The organism is Allokutzneria multivorans (assembly GCF_039537405.1).
Taxonomy (GTDB): Bacteria; Actinomycetota; Actinomycetes; order Mycobacteriales; family Pseudonocardiaceae; genus Allokutzneria; species Allokutzneria multivorans.
This window is the reverse complement of sequence record NZ_BAABAL010000009.1, coordinates 327,646-342,306: the sequence shown is the minus strand read 5'-3', so window position 1 is coordinate 342,306 and position 14,661 is coordinate 327,646. Positions and strand designations below refer to the sequence as shown.

The following is a 14,661-nucleotide window of genomic DNA, read 5'->3' as shown; positions in this document are numbered from 1 at the left end:
CGGCTCCGGCCGCACCCTGTTGCGCAGAGCACATTAGATCTCATCATCCGCAACAACATCATTCGCAACAAGGAGTGCCGATGTTGCGCGTCTGCGACCTCTCCCAGCTGCCGCCCGGCGAGTCGATCCGCGTCGACGGTCCCGTTCCCGTCGCGGTGTTCAACGCGGACGGGGTGATCTACGCGATCGACGACACGTGCTCGCACCAGGACGCGTCGCTGTCAGAGGGCTGGCTGGAGGGCTGCTTCGTGGAGTGCCCGCTGCACGCCGCCTCCTTCGACCTGCGCACCGGGCTGCCCACCTGTCTACCTGCGAAGCGGCCCGTGCGGACCCACCAAGTGAGTGTTGTCGACGGTGTCATCTGGTTGCACCGGGCCGCGCAGGACGTGGCTTGAAAACGATCACCGTGGTCGGCGCGTCGCTCGCCGGTCTCTCCGCCGCGAGGGAACTGCGCGCCCAGGGTTTCGACGGGCGCCTGGTGATCGTCGGCGATGAGCCGCACCAGCCCTACGACCGACCGCCGCTGTCCAAGGACTTCCTGCTCGGGCGGGCCGAGGAGGCCGACCTCGCGCTGACCGACGCCGCCGAGCGGTGCGCGCTGGAGGCGGAGTGGCTGCTCGGCGTGCACGCGAGCGGGCTCGACCTCGCGGCGGGCGAAGTCGTGCTCGACAACGGCACCGTGCGCACCGACGGCGTGGTGATCGCCACCGGTGCTCGGCCGAGAATGCTTGCTGGGCAAGGAAACCTCAATGGCGTGCACACCCTCCGCACGATCGACGACGCGCTCGCACTCCGTGCCGACCTTGATCGCGCCGAGCGGGTCGTTGTCGTCGGCGCGGGCTTCATCGGCGCCGAGGTCGCTTCGACGTGCGCCGCGCGCGGCCTGAACGTCACGGTCCTCGAAGCCGCTCCGAAACCCTTGCCCGGCTTGGGCGATGAGATGGCGTCCGCGTGCGCTTCGCTGCACACCGACCACGGCGTCCGCTTGCTGTGCGGCACCGGCGTCGTCGGGCTCAGCGGGGATCACCGCGTCCGCGAGGTGCTGCTCAGCGACGGCAGCGCCGTCGAGGCCGACGTGGTCGTCATCGGCGTCGGCGTCATCCCCACGACCTCGTGGCTGCAAGGCTCCGGGGTGCCACTGGGCAACGGCGTCGTCTGCGACCCCGGCTGCCGCGCCGGCCTGGCCAACGTGGTCGCTGTCGGCGATGTCGCTTCCGTCGGCGGGCACCGCGTCGAGCACTGGACCAACGCCACGCGCCAACCCCGCGTCGCCGTCCGCAACCTCCTCGCCGACTCGCTCGTCGAGTCGTGCGCCGAAACCCCCTACTTCTGGTCCGACCAGTACGGCGTCCGCATCCAGTTCGCCGGGCGCGTGCTCCCCTCCGACAAGGTCGAGGTCGTCGAGGGCAGCATCGAGGACCGCTCCTTCGTAGCCGTTTGGCGCCGCGAGAACTCCGACGTCGGCGTCCTCGCCTTCAACCACACCAAGACCTTCACCCGCCTCCGCCGCACTCTCCCCCGCGCCGTTTAAGCCCTGAACGACCCCTTCAGTGCGTTGAGCGCACCAAACGACCCGTTCAGCGCCCTCAACGCGTCAAACAGGCCGTTCGCTTCCCCACCACAACCTCCTTCCCCACCACAACCTCCGCGGAGCGCACCACCACACACCACCTGAGCCGTTCGCAAACGCCCTGAACGGGTCCTTCAGGTACCACCTCACGCACCAAACGACCCGTTCAGTGCGTTGAGCGCGCCAAACGGGTCGTTCAGGGCCCCAGCGCGCCAAACGGGTCGTTCAGGGCTTTCCACCACGCGCGCCAATGACTCGTTCATGTGGTTGAGCGGACCGAATGAGTCATTCAGGTACTTCAACGGACCAAAGGCGGCGTTGGTGGGTGGAGACGTTGGGGCGAGCGCGGGGGTCAGTGGAGTTGGGCGCTGCGGAGGTCGAGTCGGCGGAGGACGCGGTCGACGGCCTGGGGGTCGGCTCCGGGTTCGGTGCGGGCGGTGACGATCTCGCGGCGGGCGGCGGCGAGGACCTCGGTCTGGATCTCGCGGAACATCTGCACGGTGCGGATGCGTTGCGCCTGCTCCTCGCCGTGGTTCTCCGGCTCACGATCCGCGTACAGCGCCGCGAGCAGGCCCTTCTGCTTGGCCTGGATCTTCTCGATCATGTCCTCGGGGAGGTCCCGAACGGCGTCCAGCTCCTTGAGCCGCCGCAGCCCGGCCTTGTACGCGCGCTTGGCCAAGGCCTCGTCGGCGGCCTGCTCGGCGTCGGATTCGGCTTGCACGCCAAGCAGTTTCACCAGCGCGGGCAGGGTCAAGCCGGGCAGCACCATGGTCACGACGATCACGGCGAAGGCGATCAGCAGCAGCTCGGAACGCGCGGGGAACTCCGGCGGGATCGCCAGAGCCAGCGCCAAAGTGGCGAGCCCGCGCATGCCGCACCACGACAGCAAGAGGCCTTCGCGCCAGTTGCGCGGAGCGCGCTCGGGGTCGCCGGAGCGGCCGATGAGCCACGCGCCCATGCCCAGCCACACGGTGCGCACGACGATCACCACGACGCAGACCAGCGCCGCGCGACCGCCGATCTCCAACAGCCGTCCGTCGTTGGCGGCGAGGACTTCGCGCAGCTCCAAGCCGATCAGCCCGAACGCCACGCCGGTCACGAGCAGCTCGACGACCTCCCAGAACGCTCCGCCGCTGAGCCGCCCGTGCACGTCGGACTCCTCAACGGTGTGCCCGATGTAGAGCGCAACCGTGACGACCGCGAGCACTCCGGACGCGTGCAGCTCCTCGGCGAGCAGATAGGCGGCGAACGGGATCACCAAGGTCAAGCCGCTGCGCGCGGTCGGCTCGCCGATGCGCGCCAACGTCCACCGCGCCAACCACCCCAGCGCGAGCCCGAGCGCGACGGCGGCGGGCGCGGAGTAGGCGAAGCGCAGCAGCCCGGTCCACGGCGAGTACGAGCCGGTGATCGCCGCCGCGACCGCGAGCTGGTAGACCACGAGCGCGACGGCGTCGTTGAACAACCCTTCGCTCTGGAGCACGGCGACGAGGCGGCGCGGCATGCGCAACGGACCCGCGACCGCCTCGGCCGCGACGGGATCGGGCGGAGCCACCAGAGCGCCGAGCGCCACGGCGGCCGCGAACGTGATGCCGGGGACCAGCATCCACGCGGTGAACGCGACGGCCGCGACAGTGATCAGCACCAACACCAACGCCAGCAACAGGATGCTCCGCCAGCGCACCTTGAACATCGACCACGACGTGCGCTGCGCCGTCGCGTACAGCAGCGGCGGCAGGAACAACGGCAGGATCAGCTCGGGCGGGACGACGAGCACGGGAAGCCCCGGCACGAGCGCGACCGCGATGCCCAGCAAGGTCACCAGCACCGGGTACGGCAGCCGGACGCGCTCGCCGACGCCGACGAGCAGCACGGTCGCCAGCATCAAGCCGATGATCACCATGAGTTCCGCCACAGCCGGACCGTAATCGCCGGAAGGCCGTTCCGCTCGCGGGTGTCGGTGGTGGCAGGTAGACAGCAGGCATGACTACGCAGTCGGTCTTCCCCAGCCTGCGCTACCGCGACGCCGCAGCCGCCATTCCCTGGCTGGTCAGCGCGTTCGGCCTGACCGAGCGCGCCGTCTACGCCGACTCCGACGGCGTGGTGCGGCACGCGGAACTGGGCTGGGCGGACAACATCATCATGATCGGCACCTCCGAGGAGAACACCCGGAACAGCACCGGCGCGGCGTGGCTCTACCTCACCGTCGCCGATCCGGACGCGCACTTCGCCAAGGCCGTCGCCGCAGGAGCCCCGGTGGAGCGCGACCTCGCCGACACCGATCACGGCTCGCGGGAGTACACCGCGCGCGACCTGGAGGGCAACCTCTGGTCCTTCGGCACCTACCTGCCGGGCTGATCGTCCACTTCGGACAGTTCAGCGCGGTCTGTAAGGTGCACGCCGTGCCTGAGGAGACTGGCGTCCGCGCCCGCACCCGACGAGCGATCCTCGAAGCGGCGGCCCAGGTCTTCGCCAAGGACCGCGCGGCGTCGCTGTCGGTGGTCGCGGGGGAGGCCGGGGTGGGGCGCACGACGCTGCACCGCTACTTCCCCGACCGCGCCGCGCTGGTGCGGGGCCTGGCCTACGAGGTGGTGCGCGAGACCGGCGAGGTGCTGGCGCGCGCGGACCTGGACCAGGGCTCGACGTGGAGCGCGATCGAGCGGGTCGTGCACGACTTCGTGGCGATGGGCGAGCGCTACTACTTCCTGCTGCACGAGCACGAGCTGGACAGCGACACCAAGCTCACCAGCGAGGACAACGCCGCGCTCAGCCCGTTCGTCGAGCTGCTGCGGCGCGGGCAGGACGAGGGCGTTCTCCGCGACGACCTGCCGGTGGAGTGGCTGCTCCAGGTGACGGACGCGCTGGTCAACGCCGCGTGGGTGGCCGCTCTGGAGGGCACGCTGGCCCGGGCCGAGGCGGTGCGCGCGGTGATGCTGACGCTGCGCGGGGGCATCGCGCCCCTAGGGGACCCCGGGCGGCAAGTTCAGGGCTGAGACCGGATTCGCGCGAGCGCCCGCGCGGCCAGAGTTGTGTCATCAGCAAGCCGCCGGCTTCGGCGGAGAGGAGAGGACACACTCGTGGCCATCACCGGGTTCTTCAGTGCCATCCTGGTCGGCGCCATCGTCGGCGCGCTCGGCCGGTTGATCGTTCCTGGCGAGCAGAAGGTCTCGGCGCTGACCACCATCGTGGTCGGTGTCGTCGCCGCTCTGCTCGGCACCGCGCTCGCGACCGTCTTCGGCTGGTTCTTCTTCACACTGCCGTTCCTGGCCGAGCTCGCGGTCCAGGTCTGCATCGCCGCCGTCGGTGTCATCACCGTGGCGGGCTCCAAGAACCGCCAGCCCGCCTGATCGAGACAACGAAAAAGGGAGCCCCGGGGGCTCCCTTTTTCGCGTGTCAGCCGGTGACGATCACCGAGGACGGCACGTCGACGTCGCGTTTGAGCGCGTCGAAGAGCTGGCCCGCCTTGGTCTTGTCCCACTGGACGGTGGAGCCGACCCCGGGGACGTTGCCGGTGCGGGCGATCGGCACGGTCGTGGTCACCACGGACCCGGTGCCCGCCCCGCGCAGCCCCCACGCCAGCCCGGCGAGGTTGTGCAGGTGGTCGTCGTCGTTGACGATCATCGCCTTCGGCACGTCCGTGAGCAGCGGGAACACCCGGAACGGGTTGAGCACGGTGCCCAGGCCGGTGGCCTTGTCCATGACCGCCGACATGAACGCGCGCTGCCGTTCGACGCGGTCGAGGTCGGCGCGGGCGGAGGCCCTCGTGCGGACGTAGCCCAGCGCCTGCGCTCCGGTCAGCTCCTGGCAGCCCGGCTGGAGGTCGAGCCCGGCCTTGGGGTCGTTCATCGCCTTGTCGATGCACATGTCCACGCCGCCGAGGGAGTCCACGATGCCGACGAACCCGCCGAAGCCGATCTCGGCGTAGCGGTCGATGCGCAGCCCGGTCTCGCCCTCGATGGTGCGCACGAGCAGCTGCGGGCCGCCCATGGCGAACGCGGCGTTGAGCTTCTGCTTGCGCTTGCCGGGGATCGAGACGTAGGAGTCGCGCGGCAGGCTGATCAGCGTCGGCTTGGCGGAGCTGGACGGCAGGTGCACCAACATCATCGTGTCCGTGCGCTTACCGGCGGCACCGCCTGTGGCCAGCTCTTCGCGGTCCTCCTCCGACAGCCCCTCGCGGCTGTCCGAACCGACGACGAGCCACGTGGTCCCGGGTGTCTCGGCGGGCCGCCCCGAGTACTCGGGCAGCGCCGTCGTCCGGTTGAGCGTGGTGTCGACGTAGATCCACGTGCTCACGAGTCCCACCACGAGCACCAGCAGCACGACCAGCACGATCCGGCCGATCCGCACCTTGCGACGACGGGGGCGCTGCACGGGGGCCTGCCTCCGATCGTCGTAGTAGCCGCCCTGGTTGTGCGCGGGGCGACCGTAAGGGGCGTTCATGTTCCGTCCATTCGCACGCGGCCAACGATACGCAGATCCGGCCGGGCGCAGCGGGTTCAGGAAAACGGCACGGCCGGGTTAGACCTTCCGGGGCACAACGGTCAAGAATGTCCGAATGGCGCTGAGCCGGTTCACCCGAGCAGGCCGGGCACGGTCCGGCCGTCACACCGTGCCGCCCGCCGCCGACACCGAGCTGGTCACCACCCTCTACCAGCGCTTCGGCGGGCAACTGCTCGGTCATGCCCTGCGGCTGACCGGCGGGGACCGGCACTGGGCCGAGGACGTCGTCCAGGAGACGCTCGTGCGCGCGTGGAAGCACGCGGAGCGGCTGGAGCGAGATCCGGACCTGTTGCGGGCGTGGTTGTTCACGGTCGCCAGGCGGATCGTGATCGACGCGCGGCGCAGCCGGGGCGCTCGACCGCAGGAGGTCGACCCCGCGCCGCTGGACCGGGTCCAGGTGCCCGACCGGACCGAGGCGTCGCTGGCCGCGATGGTCGTCGAGGAGGCCATGTCGGCGCTCAGCCAGGAACACCGGGACGTGCTGGTGCACACCCACTTGCAGGGCCGTAGCGTCAACGAGGCAGCCGAACTCCTCGGAATCCCGGCGGGGACGGTGAAGTCGCGGGTCTTCTACGCCCTGCGCGCGCTCCGTCGAGCCCTCGACGACCGAGGAGTCACCCAATGAGGCCGCTGGTGGAACACACCGACCTGGGCGCCTACGTCCTGGGCGCGCTCTCCGAGACGGAGTCCGAGGCGTTCGAGTCGCACCTGATGGACTGCGCCGAGTGCCAGAGCGAGCTGAAGTCCTTCGCCGCTCTGCCGGACCTGCTAGACCAGGTGAGCATCCCGAAGGACAACGTGCTGACCGGCTTGCTGGACCGGGTCGGCCGGGAGCGGCGCAAGCGCAAGCGCACCTGGCTCGTCGCCGCGGCGGCCGCGGTCGTGCTGATCGTGGCCGGGCCGCTGGTGACGTGGAGCGTGCTCAGCTCCGATCAGTGGTCGGAGTACACGACCACCTCTGCGTTGAGCGCGCGCAAGGGCGAGGTGTGGGCCAACCTCACCGTCGACGGTGTGCCGTGGGGCACAGGCGTGCACCTGGAGCTGGGCGGGGTGACCGGCCCGCTGTCGTGCGGGTTGTACGCGGTGACCAAGTCCGGCGAGACCCGCACGATGATGGACTGGACGGTCCCGCCCTACGGCTACGGCGTGCCCAGCCAGCCGAAACCGCTGGTGGCCAACGGCATGGTCGCGTTGCAGCGCTCCGACATCGCGCGGTACGTGGTGCGCACCTCCGACGGCAGGGACCTCGTCATACTGGAGCCATGAGTGCGATCGTGGAGTTCTACTGGCGGCCCGGCTGCGGTTTCTGCTCGGCGCTGCGGTCCGGGCTGGCCAAGACCGACCTGACCGTTCAGGAGGTCAACATCTGGGAGGACCCCGAGGCGGCGGCGCGCGTGCGCTCGGTCGCCAACGGCAACGAGGTCGTGCCCACGGTGTTCGTCGGCGACAAGTCGTTGGTCAACCCGTCCGTCGCGCAGGTGCTCGCCGCGGCGAACTCGTAAATCTGACGGTTCTGTGACGGCGGGTCCCGGCGGGGCGACAAGCCCTCCGTGAGGTCCTAGCGTCGGCGGTGTGCGCGTACTCGTGACCGGCGGGGCCGGTTTCATCGGCTCCCACATCGCCGACGCCCTTGCGGCGCAAGGACATGAGCCCGTCCTGCTGGACGTGTTCCTCCCGGCTGCCCACAACTGCGTTCCCCCGTGGACTCGCGGCGAATGGCTTGAGCGCGGCGACATCCGCGACACCGATCTCCTCGCCCGACTTCTGTCCACTGTGGACGCCGTGTGCCACCAGGCCGCGATGGTCGGCCACGGCGTTGATCCGACCGATGCCCCGGACTACGCGCTGCACAACGACTTCGGCACCGCCGTGCTGCTCGCCGAGATGCACCGCGCGGGCGTGAAGCGGCTCGTGCTCGCGTCGTCCATGGTGGTGTACGGCGAGGGCCGCTACCGGTGCCCTTCACACGGCGTGGTTCGCCCCGCTCCGCGTCGCTTCTCCGACATCTCGGCGGGCCTGTTCGAGCCGCCGTGCCCGGAGTGCGGTGGCGCGCTGCACTCCGAGCTGATCGCCGAAGACGCTCCGCTCGACCCGCGAAGTACTTACGCGGCGACGAAGTTGGCCCAGGAGCACCTCGCGTCCGCGTGGGCTCGGCAGACCGGCGGCGGCGTGTGGGCCTTGCGCTACCACAACGTCTACGGCCCGCGCATGCCCAGGAACACTCCGTACGCAGGCGTGGCGTCGATGTTCCGGTCGTCCCTTGAGCGAGGGGAAGCTCCTCGATTGATGGAGGACGGCTTGCAGCGCCGCGACTTCGTGCACGTGAGCGACGTGGCCCTGGCGAACGTGCTCGCTCTCGAAGCCGCTCCGCCCGCTGGCGCGCTTGAGGCGGTGAACGTGTGCTCCGGCGAGCCGCACACCGTCGGCGAGCTGGCCACGGAGTTGGCGCGCGCCCACGGCGGTCCCATGCCGGAGATCATCGGCGGCGCGCGTCCCGGCGACGTGCGGCACGTGGTGGCCGACCCCGCCAAGGCCGCGCGCGTGCTCGGCTACCGCGCCCGCACCGCCTTCACCACCGGCGTCCACTCCTTCGCCACCGCGCCCCTCCGCCCCTGACCGCGCCGGGTTTGCGTGGCTTAAAGACCTCCTGAGCGGGGGTTTGCGGGTCTTGAAGACTGCTCAACCCCACCCGCGCCGAAGTTCACCAGTCTTCAAGTACGGCAAACCCCCCTCGCGGACGTCTTCAACCACCACAAACCTCGCGCCACAACCGGGCGCAGGGCTACGCGGGGAGCGGGATGCGGAGTTCGAAGCGGCAGCCGGGGCCGTGGTTGCGGGCGTCGATGCGGCCTCGGTGGGCCTCCACCAATCCGCGCGCGATGGCCAGGCCCAAGCCCGCTCCAGCAGGCTGGTGGCCGTGGTCGGGAGTGCGGGCGGGGGTGCCACGGAAAGCGACCTCGAAGACGCGGGACAGCTCAGCGTCGGGGATTCCTCCGCAGCAGTCGTCGACCGACAGCCACGCCTCGCGCTCGTCCTGCCCGGCGCGCACGACGACCGAGCCGGAGGGCGGCGTGTGCCGGATCGCGTTGGCGAGCAGGTTGCGCAGCACGCGCGAAAGCTCTGGAGTGCTGCCCTGGACGACGGGCGAAGCGCCGGGCTCGGTCACCAGGCGCACGCCTTTCCGCGAGGCGGCGGGGTCGGACGCGCTGACGGCCTCGTCGATCACCTCGCGGAGCGCGACGGGCGCCATGGTGAGCTTCAGCGCCCCGGCGGTGATCTTCGACAGCTCGAAGAGGTCCTCCACCATCGCGTTGAGCCGCATGGCCTCCCCGCCGATGCGCCCGCCGTAGTCGCGGACCTCGACGGGCGCGGCGACAACGCCGTCGGAGAGCGCCTCGGCCATCGCGCGAATCCCGGCGAGCGGGGTGCGCAGGTCGTGGCTGATCCACGCGACGAGCTCACGCCGGGACGCCTCGGCGGCGCGCTCGCGGGCGCGGGCCTCGCGCTCCCACACGGTGCGCTTGGCGATGCCCCTGCCGAGCAGCACGCCGGTCGGCACGGTCACCGCCGCGACGAGCAGGCACACGAGCAGCGTGATCGTCAGCGTCGGGGTGAACATGAAGCCGCTGATGCCGACCGCGCCCGCGAACGTCGCGACCAGCGGGATCAGGATGAGCACGGTCATCGAGGTGGTCAGCGAGCGGTGGCGCAGCGCGTGCAGCAGCCACGCGCCGAGCAGGAACACCGGCAGCGACAACCCCACCGCGTACGGCGCGATGTGCGCGAGGTGGGCCAGGATCTCGTCCACAGGTCACCAGTTCGTGAGCAGGAGATGGTTCACGGCGAGCGCGGTCACCGCTTGGACGGCGAGCCATCCGCGGCGGTCCCGCTCGGGGAGCAGGGCCGTCGCGGGCAGCAGCCAGACCGCGAACGGTAGCCAGATGCGCTCCACTTCGGCCTTGCTGAGCCCCGAAAGGGTGGCGGCCAGCACGGCGAGCACGGCGGCCCCGACCACCAGGAGCAGCAGCCGGTTGCCCCTCAGCCTGCGCAGACCCGGCGCGACGGCAGGCCCGGCGGCCAGCACCAAGCAGGCGAGATTGGCCCACACCCAGTACGAGTACGGCCGGTAGAGCCCGATGCCTTGGTAGTACCGATCGATCACTAGATGGTAGCCGTCCAGCCACCAGAACCCAGCGAGGGTGAACGCCGCGACGACGCCCAGCGCGCCGAGCACCGCCCACCCGAGAGCACGCCATCGACCGCTCATCAGAGCGACCACCAAAGCCAAGGGCCCCAACAACACCAGCCCGTAGGAGAGGTAGACGCCGAAGCCGAGCAACGCTCCCCCGGCCAACCACGACCAGCGACGACCGAACGCCACCAACGCGATCCCGGAGGCCGTCACCCCCGCGAAGAGCCCGTCCGCCGACGCGCCGACCCACACCGCGCCCGGAAACAGCACTAGAAACGGCAGTACGGCACGAGCGGCGTCCGGGGCGCCGAGCGCGCGCAGCGTCACCGGGACCGCGACCACCACAGCAGCCCCGACCGCGACGCACACAGCACCCGCCCAAGCTCCGCCGCCGAGCCCGATGCGGTCCAACCACACGAAGACCAGCGTCGCGCCCGGTGGATGACCCGACACATGAGTCGTCCACGAATCTGGCTGGTAGTCAAGGATTCTGGCCGCGAAGCCGCGCAGCATCGCCGGGATGTCGGTGATGCCGGGGACCTCGTGCAGGTACTCATCGCGGCTGGCGAGCTTGTCGGCGAACCCTGCTTGCCACCCGTCGATCATCGCCAGAGCGAAGGTCCAGGCCAGCGCGGCCAGGTAGCCGGACGCCAGCGCGCGTCGCCACGGCAGCCGCTCAGCGAGGCCGGGCCCCCACGCGCACACGGCGATCGCGATCAGCACCGCGAAGGGCGTTCCCGGGCCGATGTGCGGAGCCCACGTGCCGAAAACCGGTGCTGCGCGGGCGAAGATCGGGGCGCCGACGGAGTTCAGGTGGTAGCCGACCACGACCGCGACGGCGAGCAGGACTACCGCGACTCCCCCGGCGACGAGGTCGGCGCGACGCGTCGTCATACCCGCAGACTAGAGCCGACGCACGCCGACAACAGCCACCGACCGCGATTCGTCAGACTTCCGTAAGAACCTGCACGACGTCATGATTTGTTAAGCACCGCAAGGGTTCCAGAGCGAGTTCAACGACCATAGCTTCCGAGCTGTGGATGAGATCGACGTGGTGTTCCCGTGCTTGGACGAAGCGGCGGCGCTGCCGGCTGTGCTCGCGGCGCTGCCCTCCGGCTACCGCGCGATTGTGGTGGACAACGGTTCGAGCGACGGCTCCCCCCAGGTCGCTCGGGCGCACGGCGCGAAGGTCGTGCACGAACCCCGCCCCGGCTACGGAGCCGCCGTGCACGCGGGCGTGGTCGCGAGCCGGTCGCCGATCGTGTGTGTGCTGGACGCGGACGGCTCGCTCGACGCGGGAGAGCTGTCCAAGCTCGTCGAAGCCGTGGTCAGCGGCCGTGCCGACCTCGCGGTGGGGCGCCGAGTTCCCGCTGAACGCGGCGCGTGGCCGTGGCACGCCCGCGTGGGCAACGCGGTGCTGGCAGCACTTCTGCGCCGCAAAGGCTTGCCCGTCAGGGACATCGGCCCGATCCGGGTCGCACATCGCGACGCCTTGCTGGCGTTGAACGTTCGCGACCGCCGCTTCGGCTACCCGTTGGAGCTGCTGTTGCGCGCGGGCGCGGCGAACTGGCGCATAGCGGAGTTCGACGTCGCGTACCGGCCGCGCACGGCGGGGACGCGGTCCAAGGTTTCCGGCTCCGTCAAGGGAACTCTCCGCGCGGTGCGCGACATGGCGGGGGTGCTCCGGTGAAGGGCGCGATTCTCATCGTGGCGAAGGCACCCGTGCCGGGCTTGGCGAAGACGCGGCTGTGCCCGCCCGCGACGCCGGAGCAGGCCGCCGAGATCGCAGCCGCCGCGCTTCTGGACACAGTGGACGCTGTCTTGCGCACGCCCAACACGACGCCGTACGTCACGTTCACCGGCGATCTCCGCAAAGCTCGCCGCAGCAAGGAAATCGCAGAACTCCTTGCGCTCTGCGAGGTCTTCGAGCAACGCGGAGCGTCCTTTTCGGACAGACTCGCCAACGCGCACGCGGAGATCGCGCGGCGCGCGCCCGGGCAGCCCGTCGTGCAGATCGGCATGGACACGCCGCAGGTCACACCGTCCTTGCTGGCCGATTGCTTTCCGGAGTGGGACGCGACGATCGGACGCGCGCACGACGGCGGCTGGTGGGCGCTCGGCCTGCGCGACCCGAACCACGCGGAAGTGCTGCGCGCGGTGCCCATGTCGCAGTACGACACCGGCGTTCTCACCATGAAGGCGCTGTGGGACAAGGGCCTCGACGTGGCATCACTCCCGGTTCTGTCCGATGTGGACACCATGTCCGACGCGCTCGCGGTTGCCGACGCGACGCCGCACGGCCGGTTCGCCCAAGCGGTGGGAGCGCTGAGATGACGGTCTTCGACGAAGCGCTCCTCGGCACACCGAGCTGGCTGCACACCGCGACCGGAGAGCGCAGGCAGCTGCACCCGGACCGCTGGACGGCGGAGGCGGACGCGGCCGACGAGGTGATGCTCGCCGGGTGCGAAGGCCCGAGCCTCGACATCGGTTGCGGCCCCGGCAGGCTGACCGTGGCGCTCGCGGCACGCGGAATCCCCGCCCTGGGCGTGGACATCTCCTCCGTCGCCGTGCGCCTGACCACCCGACGCGGCGGGCTGGCTCTGCGCCGCAACGTGTTCGACCAGATTCCCGGCGAAGGACGATGGCGGCACGCGCTGCTCGCGGACGGCAACGTCGGCATCGGCGGCAATCCCGTCGCGTTGCTGAGCCGCGTCGGTGAATTGCTCTCGGCAAGCGGACGCGCGGTCGTCGAAGTGGACCCTCCCGGCGGAGGCGTGCGCCGTGAACGGGCGAGGATGGCCGAGGGGCCGTGGTTCGACTGGGCGTGGGTGGGCGCGGAGTCGATCGGCACGGTCGCGGCCGTCGCCGGACTGCTCACACAAAGGATCACTGAACACTCCGGGCGTTGGTTCGCAGAACTGGAAAAGCCGTGAAGCCGCGCTTCCGGTCACGGGTGCACGACGAGCGCGTGGCGGCGCGGATCGGCCTGTGGCTCGGCATCACGTTCGGACTGTGCTTCATCACCGGCCTGCTCAGCCACGGCATCCAGAACCCGCCGGGGTGGTTCACCTGGCCGACGCGCCCGGTCAGCCTCTACCGGATCACCCAGGGCGTGCACGTGATCTCCGGTATCGCCGCGATCCCGTTGCTGCTGGCCAAACTGTGGAGCGTCTACCCGAAGCTCTTCGGCCGCGCGCACATCCTGGAGCGCGGCTCGATCCTGGTGCTGGTCTGCGCCGCGTTCTTCGAGCTGATCACGGGGCTGTTCAACGTCGCGCAGAACTACCCGTGGTCGTTCTTCTTCCCCACAGCCCACTACGCGGTGGCTTGGGTCGCGGTCGGCGCCTTGCTCGTGCACATCGCGGTGAAGCTGCCGGTGATCAAACGAGCCCTGAAGACGCCCGTGAGCGATGAGCCCGCGCCAGGGATGTCCCGCCGGAACTTCCTGTTCACCACGGGTGCAGTGACCGGAACGGCCGTGCTCGCGACGGCGGGCTCCACCGTGCCGTGGCTGCGCGACGTCTCAGTGCTCGCGTGGCGCTCCAGCAACGGTCCCCAGGGCATTCCCGTCAACCGCACCGCACGCGCCGCCGGAGTCACCCGCGTCGATCCACAGTGGACGCTTGAGGTGATCGGCCCACGCTTGCGGAGCTTCACGCTGGCGCAGCTGCAAGCCATGCCGCAGGTCGAGGCCGAGCTGCCGATCGCCTGCGTCGAAGGCTGGAGCGCCTCGGCTCGCTGGACCGGCGTCCGCGTCGCTGACCTGCTGCGATCAGCAGGGGCCGACCCAATGTCCACTGTGGTCGTTGAGTCACTGGAGCGCGCGGGCAAGTACCGGTCGAGCGTGCTGCCGCCCAATCACGCGGCGGACGAGCTGACGCTGCTGGCGTTGCGGCTCAACGGTGAAGAGCTGGACATCGACCACGGCTACCCGTGCCGGTTGATCGCGCCGAGCCGTCCCGGTGTGCTGCAAACGAAGTGGGTCTCGCAGGTGAAGGTGATGTCATGACGCGCTGGGTGATCGGCGCCGTGGGTGTCGCATGTGGACTGTGGGGAGCCTGGCTCGCGCTCCCGCTGATCAGCTGGTCGTTCGTCGTCTGGCTGGCCAGTGGGCCGCTCGTGCACGACGTGCTGGTGGCGCCGATCGTCGGCGGTGTCGGCCTGCTCGTCTACCACGCGTGCCCGCCGCGCTGGGCGGACCTGATCGCGGCGGGGCTCGCCACGAGCGGCGTGCTCGGGCTGATCGCGCTGCCGTTGCTGTGGGCACCGAACGCGCCGAGCAATCCCGGGCTGCACGACCGCGACTACGGCTTGGGCTTGCTCGCCGCGCTCGGCGTGGTGTGGCTCGTGGTCGTCGTGGTCGGACGGAACAAGTAGCTCCGAACTCCGGTCCGGCCGCGAT

At 70.3% G+C, this 14,661-nt stretch carries 18 protein-coding genes; 14 read left to right on the top strand and 4 right to left on the bottom strand.

Going from position 1 to position 14,661, the window contains the following annotated elements:
- Nucleotides 1-80: 80 nt before the first annotated feature.
- Nucleotides 81-395 carry a bifunctional 3-phenylpropionate/cinnamic acid dioxygenase ferredoxin subunit gene (locus tag ABD798_RS16585; RefSeq protein WP_344875640.1) on the top strand — a complete coding sequence of 105 codons (315 nt, stop codon included), beginning with the start codon at nt 81-83 and terminating at the stop codon, nt 393-395.
- Nucleotides 392-1,531, top strand: coding sequence for an NAD(P)/FAD-dependent oxidoreductase (locus tag ABD798_RS16580; RefSeq protein ID WP_344875638.1), 1,140 nt, complete (start codon nt 392-394; stop codon nt 1,529-1,531). The genes ABD798_RS16585 and ABD798_RS16580 overlap by 4 nt, the downstream gene beginning before the upstream one ends.
- 391 nt (nt 1,532-1,922) lie before the next feature.
- Here the strand turns inward: ABD798_RS16580 and ABD798_RS16575 are convergent, their stop codons facing one another.
- A complete protein-coding gene (locus ABD798_RS16575) occupies nt 1,923-3,482 on the bottom strand; it encodes a cation:proton antiporter (RefSeq protein ID WP_344875636.1) in 1,560 nt (519 codons plus the stop codon).
- A gap of 68 nt (nt 3,483-3,550) precedes the next feature.
- Here ABD798_RS16575 and ABD798_RS16570 point away from each other — a divergent pair, with 68 nt between their 5' ends.
- From ABD798_RS16570 to ABD798_RS16560, 3 genes are all read left to right on the top strand, one after another.
- Complete coding sequence (locus tag ABD798_RS16570; RefSeq protein ID WP_344875634.1) at nt 3,551-3,925, top strand: VOC family protein; 375 nt, start codon at nt 3,551-3,553, stop codon at nt 3,923-3,925.
- A 44-nt stretch (nt 3,926-3,969) separates the two neighbouring features.
- Complete coding sequence (locus tag ABD798_RS16565) at nt 3,970-4,560, top strand: TetR/AcrR family transcriptional regulator (protein WP_344875632.1); 591 nt, start codon at nt 3,970-3,972, stop codon at nt 4,558-4,560.
- An 84-nt stretch (nt 4,561-4,644) separates the two neighbouring features.
- Nucleotides 4,645-4,914: a GlsB/YeaQ/YmgE family stress response membrane protein gene (locus tag ABD798_RS16560; protein ID WP_344875630.1), complete on the top strand. Its 270-nt coding sequence runs from the start codon at nt 4,645-4,647 to the stop codon at nt 4,912-4,914.
- 46 nt (nt 4,915-4,960) lie between these two features.
- Here ABD798_RS16560 and ABD798_RS16555 read toward each other — a convergent pair whose 3' ends face one another.
- Nucleotides 4,961-6,007, bottom strand: a complete 1,047-nt coding sequence (locus ABD798_RS16555) for an LCP family protein (RefSeq protein WP_344875628.1) — start codon at nt 6,005-6,007, stop codon at nt 4,961-4,963.
- 121 nt (nt 6,008-6,128) lie between these two features.
- Here ABD798_RS16555 and ABD798_RS16550 point away from each other — a divergent pair, with 121 nt between their 5' ends.
- The 4 genes from ABD798_RS16550 to ABD798_RS16535 all read left to right on the top strand — a co-directional run bounded on the left by ABD798_RS16550 (nt 6,129) and on the right by ABD798_RS16535 (nt 8,683).
- Complete coding sequence (locus ABD798_RS16550) at nt 6,129-6,692, top strand: sigma-70 family RNA polymerase sigma factor (protein WP_371503595.1); 564 nt, start codon at nt 6,129-6,131, stop codon at nt 6,690-6,692.
- Nucleotides 6,689-7,333 carry an anti-sigma factor family protein gene (locus ABD798_RS16545; RefSeq protein WP_344875625.1) on the top strand — a complete coding sequence of 215 codons (645 nt, stop codon included), beginning with the start codon at nt 6,689-6,691 and terminating at the stop codon, nt 7,331-7,333. The genes ABD798_RS16550 and ABD798_RS16545 overlap by 4 nt, the downstream gene beginning before the upstream one ends.
- Nucleotides 7,330-7,569, top strand: coding sequence for a glutaredoxin domain-containing protein (locus ABD798_RS16540; RefSeq protein WP_344875623.1), 240 nt, complete (start codon nt 7,330-7,332; stop codon nt 7,567-7,569). The genes ABD798_RS16545 and ABD798_RS16540 overlap by 4 nt, the downstream gene beginning before the upstream one ends.
- Nucleotides 7,570-7,639: 70 nt before the next feature.
- Complete coding sequence (locus ABD798_RS16535) at nt 7,640-8,683, top strand: NAD-dependent epimerase/dehydratase family protein (protein ID WP_344875621.1); 1,044 nt, start codon at nt 7,640-7,642, stop codon at nt 8,681-8,683.
- 166 nt (nt 8,684-8,849) lie between these two features.
- Here ABD798_RS16535 and ABD798_RS16530 read toward each other — a convergent pair whose 3' ends face one another.
- Nucleotides 8,850-9,875 (bottom strand): sensor histidine kinase, encoded by a 1,026-nt coding sequence (locus ABD798_RS16530; RefSeq protein ID WP_344875619.1) that lies wholly within the window; start codon nt 9,873-9,875, stop codon nt 8,850-8,852.
- 3 nt (nt 9,876-9,878) lie between these two features.
- Complete coding sequence (locus ABD798_RS16525; protein ID WP_344875617.1) at nt 9,879-11,153, bottom strand: hypothetical protein; 1,275 nt, start codon at nt 11,151-11,153, stop codon at nt 9,879-9,881.
- A 151-nt stretch (nt 11,154-11,304) separates the two neighbouring features.
- Between ABD798_RS16525 and ABD798_RS16520 the strand changes: the two genes are divergently transcribed.
- Genes ABD798_RS16520 through ABD798_RS16500 form a run of 5 tightly spaced genes read left to right on the top strand, consistent with a single transcriptional unit; the run spans nt 11,305 to nt 14,636 of the window.
- Complete coding sequence (locus ABD798_RS16520; protein ID WP_344875785.1) at nt 11,305-11,949, top strand: glycosyltransferase family 2 protein; 645 nt, start codon at nt 11,305-11,307, stop codon at nt 11,947-11,949.
- Nucleotides 11,946-12,593, top strand: coding sequence for a TIGR04282 family arsenosugar biosynthesis glycosyltransferase (locus ABD798_RS16515; RefSeq protein WP_344875615.1), 648 nt, complete (start codon nt 11,946-11,948; stop codon nt 12,591-12,593). Before ABD798_RS16520 ends, ABD798_RS16515 begins: the two co-directional genes overlap by 4 nt.
- A complete protein-coding gene (locus ABD798_RS16510; protein WP_344875613.1) occupies nt 12,590-13,192 on the top strand; it encodes a class I SAM-dependent methyltransferase in 603 nt (200 codons plus the stop codon). Before ABD798_RS16515 ends, ABD798_RS16510 begins: the two co-directional genes overlap by 4 nt.
- Complete coding sequence (locus tag ABD798_RS16505) at nt 13,189-14,268, top strand: molybdopterin-dependent oxidoreductase (RefSeq protein WP_344875611.1); 1,080 nt, start codon at nt 13,189-13,191, stop codon at nt 14,266-14,268. Before ABD798_RS16510 ends, ABD798_RS16505 begins: the two co-directional genes overlap by 4 nt.
- Nucleotides 14,265-14,636, top strand: coding sequence for a hypothetical protein (locus ABD798_RS16500; protein WP_344875609.1), 372 nt, complete (start codon nt 14,265-14,267; stop codon nt 14,634-14,636). Before ABD798_RS16505 ends, ABD798_RS16500 begins: the two co-directional genes overlap by 4 nt.
- Nucleotides 14,637-14,661: the final 25 nt, after the last annotated feature.

Bases quoted from the DNA above. Each gene is read 5' to 3' on its own strand.
- ABD798_RS16585 (WP_344875640.1), top strand. From the start codon at position 81: ATGTTGCGCGTCTGCGACCTCTCCCAGCTGCCGCCCGGCGAGTCGATC.
- ABD798_RS16570 (WP_344875634.1), top strand. From the start codon at position 3,551: ATGACTACGCAGTCGGTCTTCCCCAGCCTGCGCTACCGCGACGCCGCA.
- ABD798_RS16555 (WP_344875628.1), bottom strand. From the start codon at position 6,007: ATGAACGCCCCTTACGGTCGCCCCGCGCACAACCAGGGCGGCTACTAC.
- ABD798_RS16545 (WP_344875625.1), top strand. From the start codon at position 6,689: ATGAGGCCGCTGGTGGAACACACCGACCTGGGCGCCTACGTCCTGGGC.
- ABD798_RS16540 (WP_344875623.1), top strand. From the start codon at position 7,330: ATGAGTGCGATCGTGGAGTTCTACTGGCGGCCCGGCTGCGGTTTCTGC.
- ABD798_RS16525 (WP_344875617.1), bottom strand. From the start codon at position 11,153: ATGACGACGCGTCGCGCCGACCTCGTCGCCGGGGGAGTCGCGGTAGTC.
- ABD798_RS16510 (WP_344875613.1), top strand. From the start codon at position 12,590: ATGACGGTCTTCGACGAAGCGCTCCTCGGCACACCGAGCTGGCTGCAC.
- ABD798_RS16500 (WP_344875609.1), top strand. From the start codon at position 14,265: ATGACGCGCTGGGTGATCGGCGCCGTGGGTGTCGCATGTGGACTGTGG.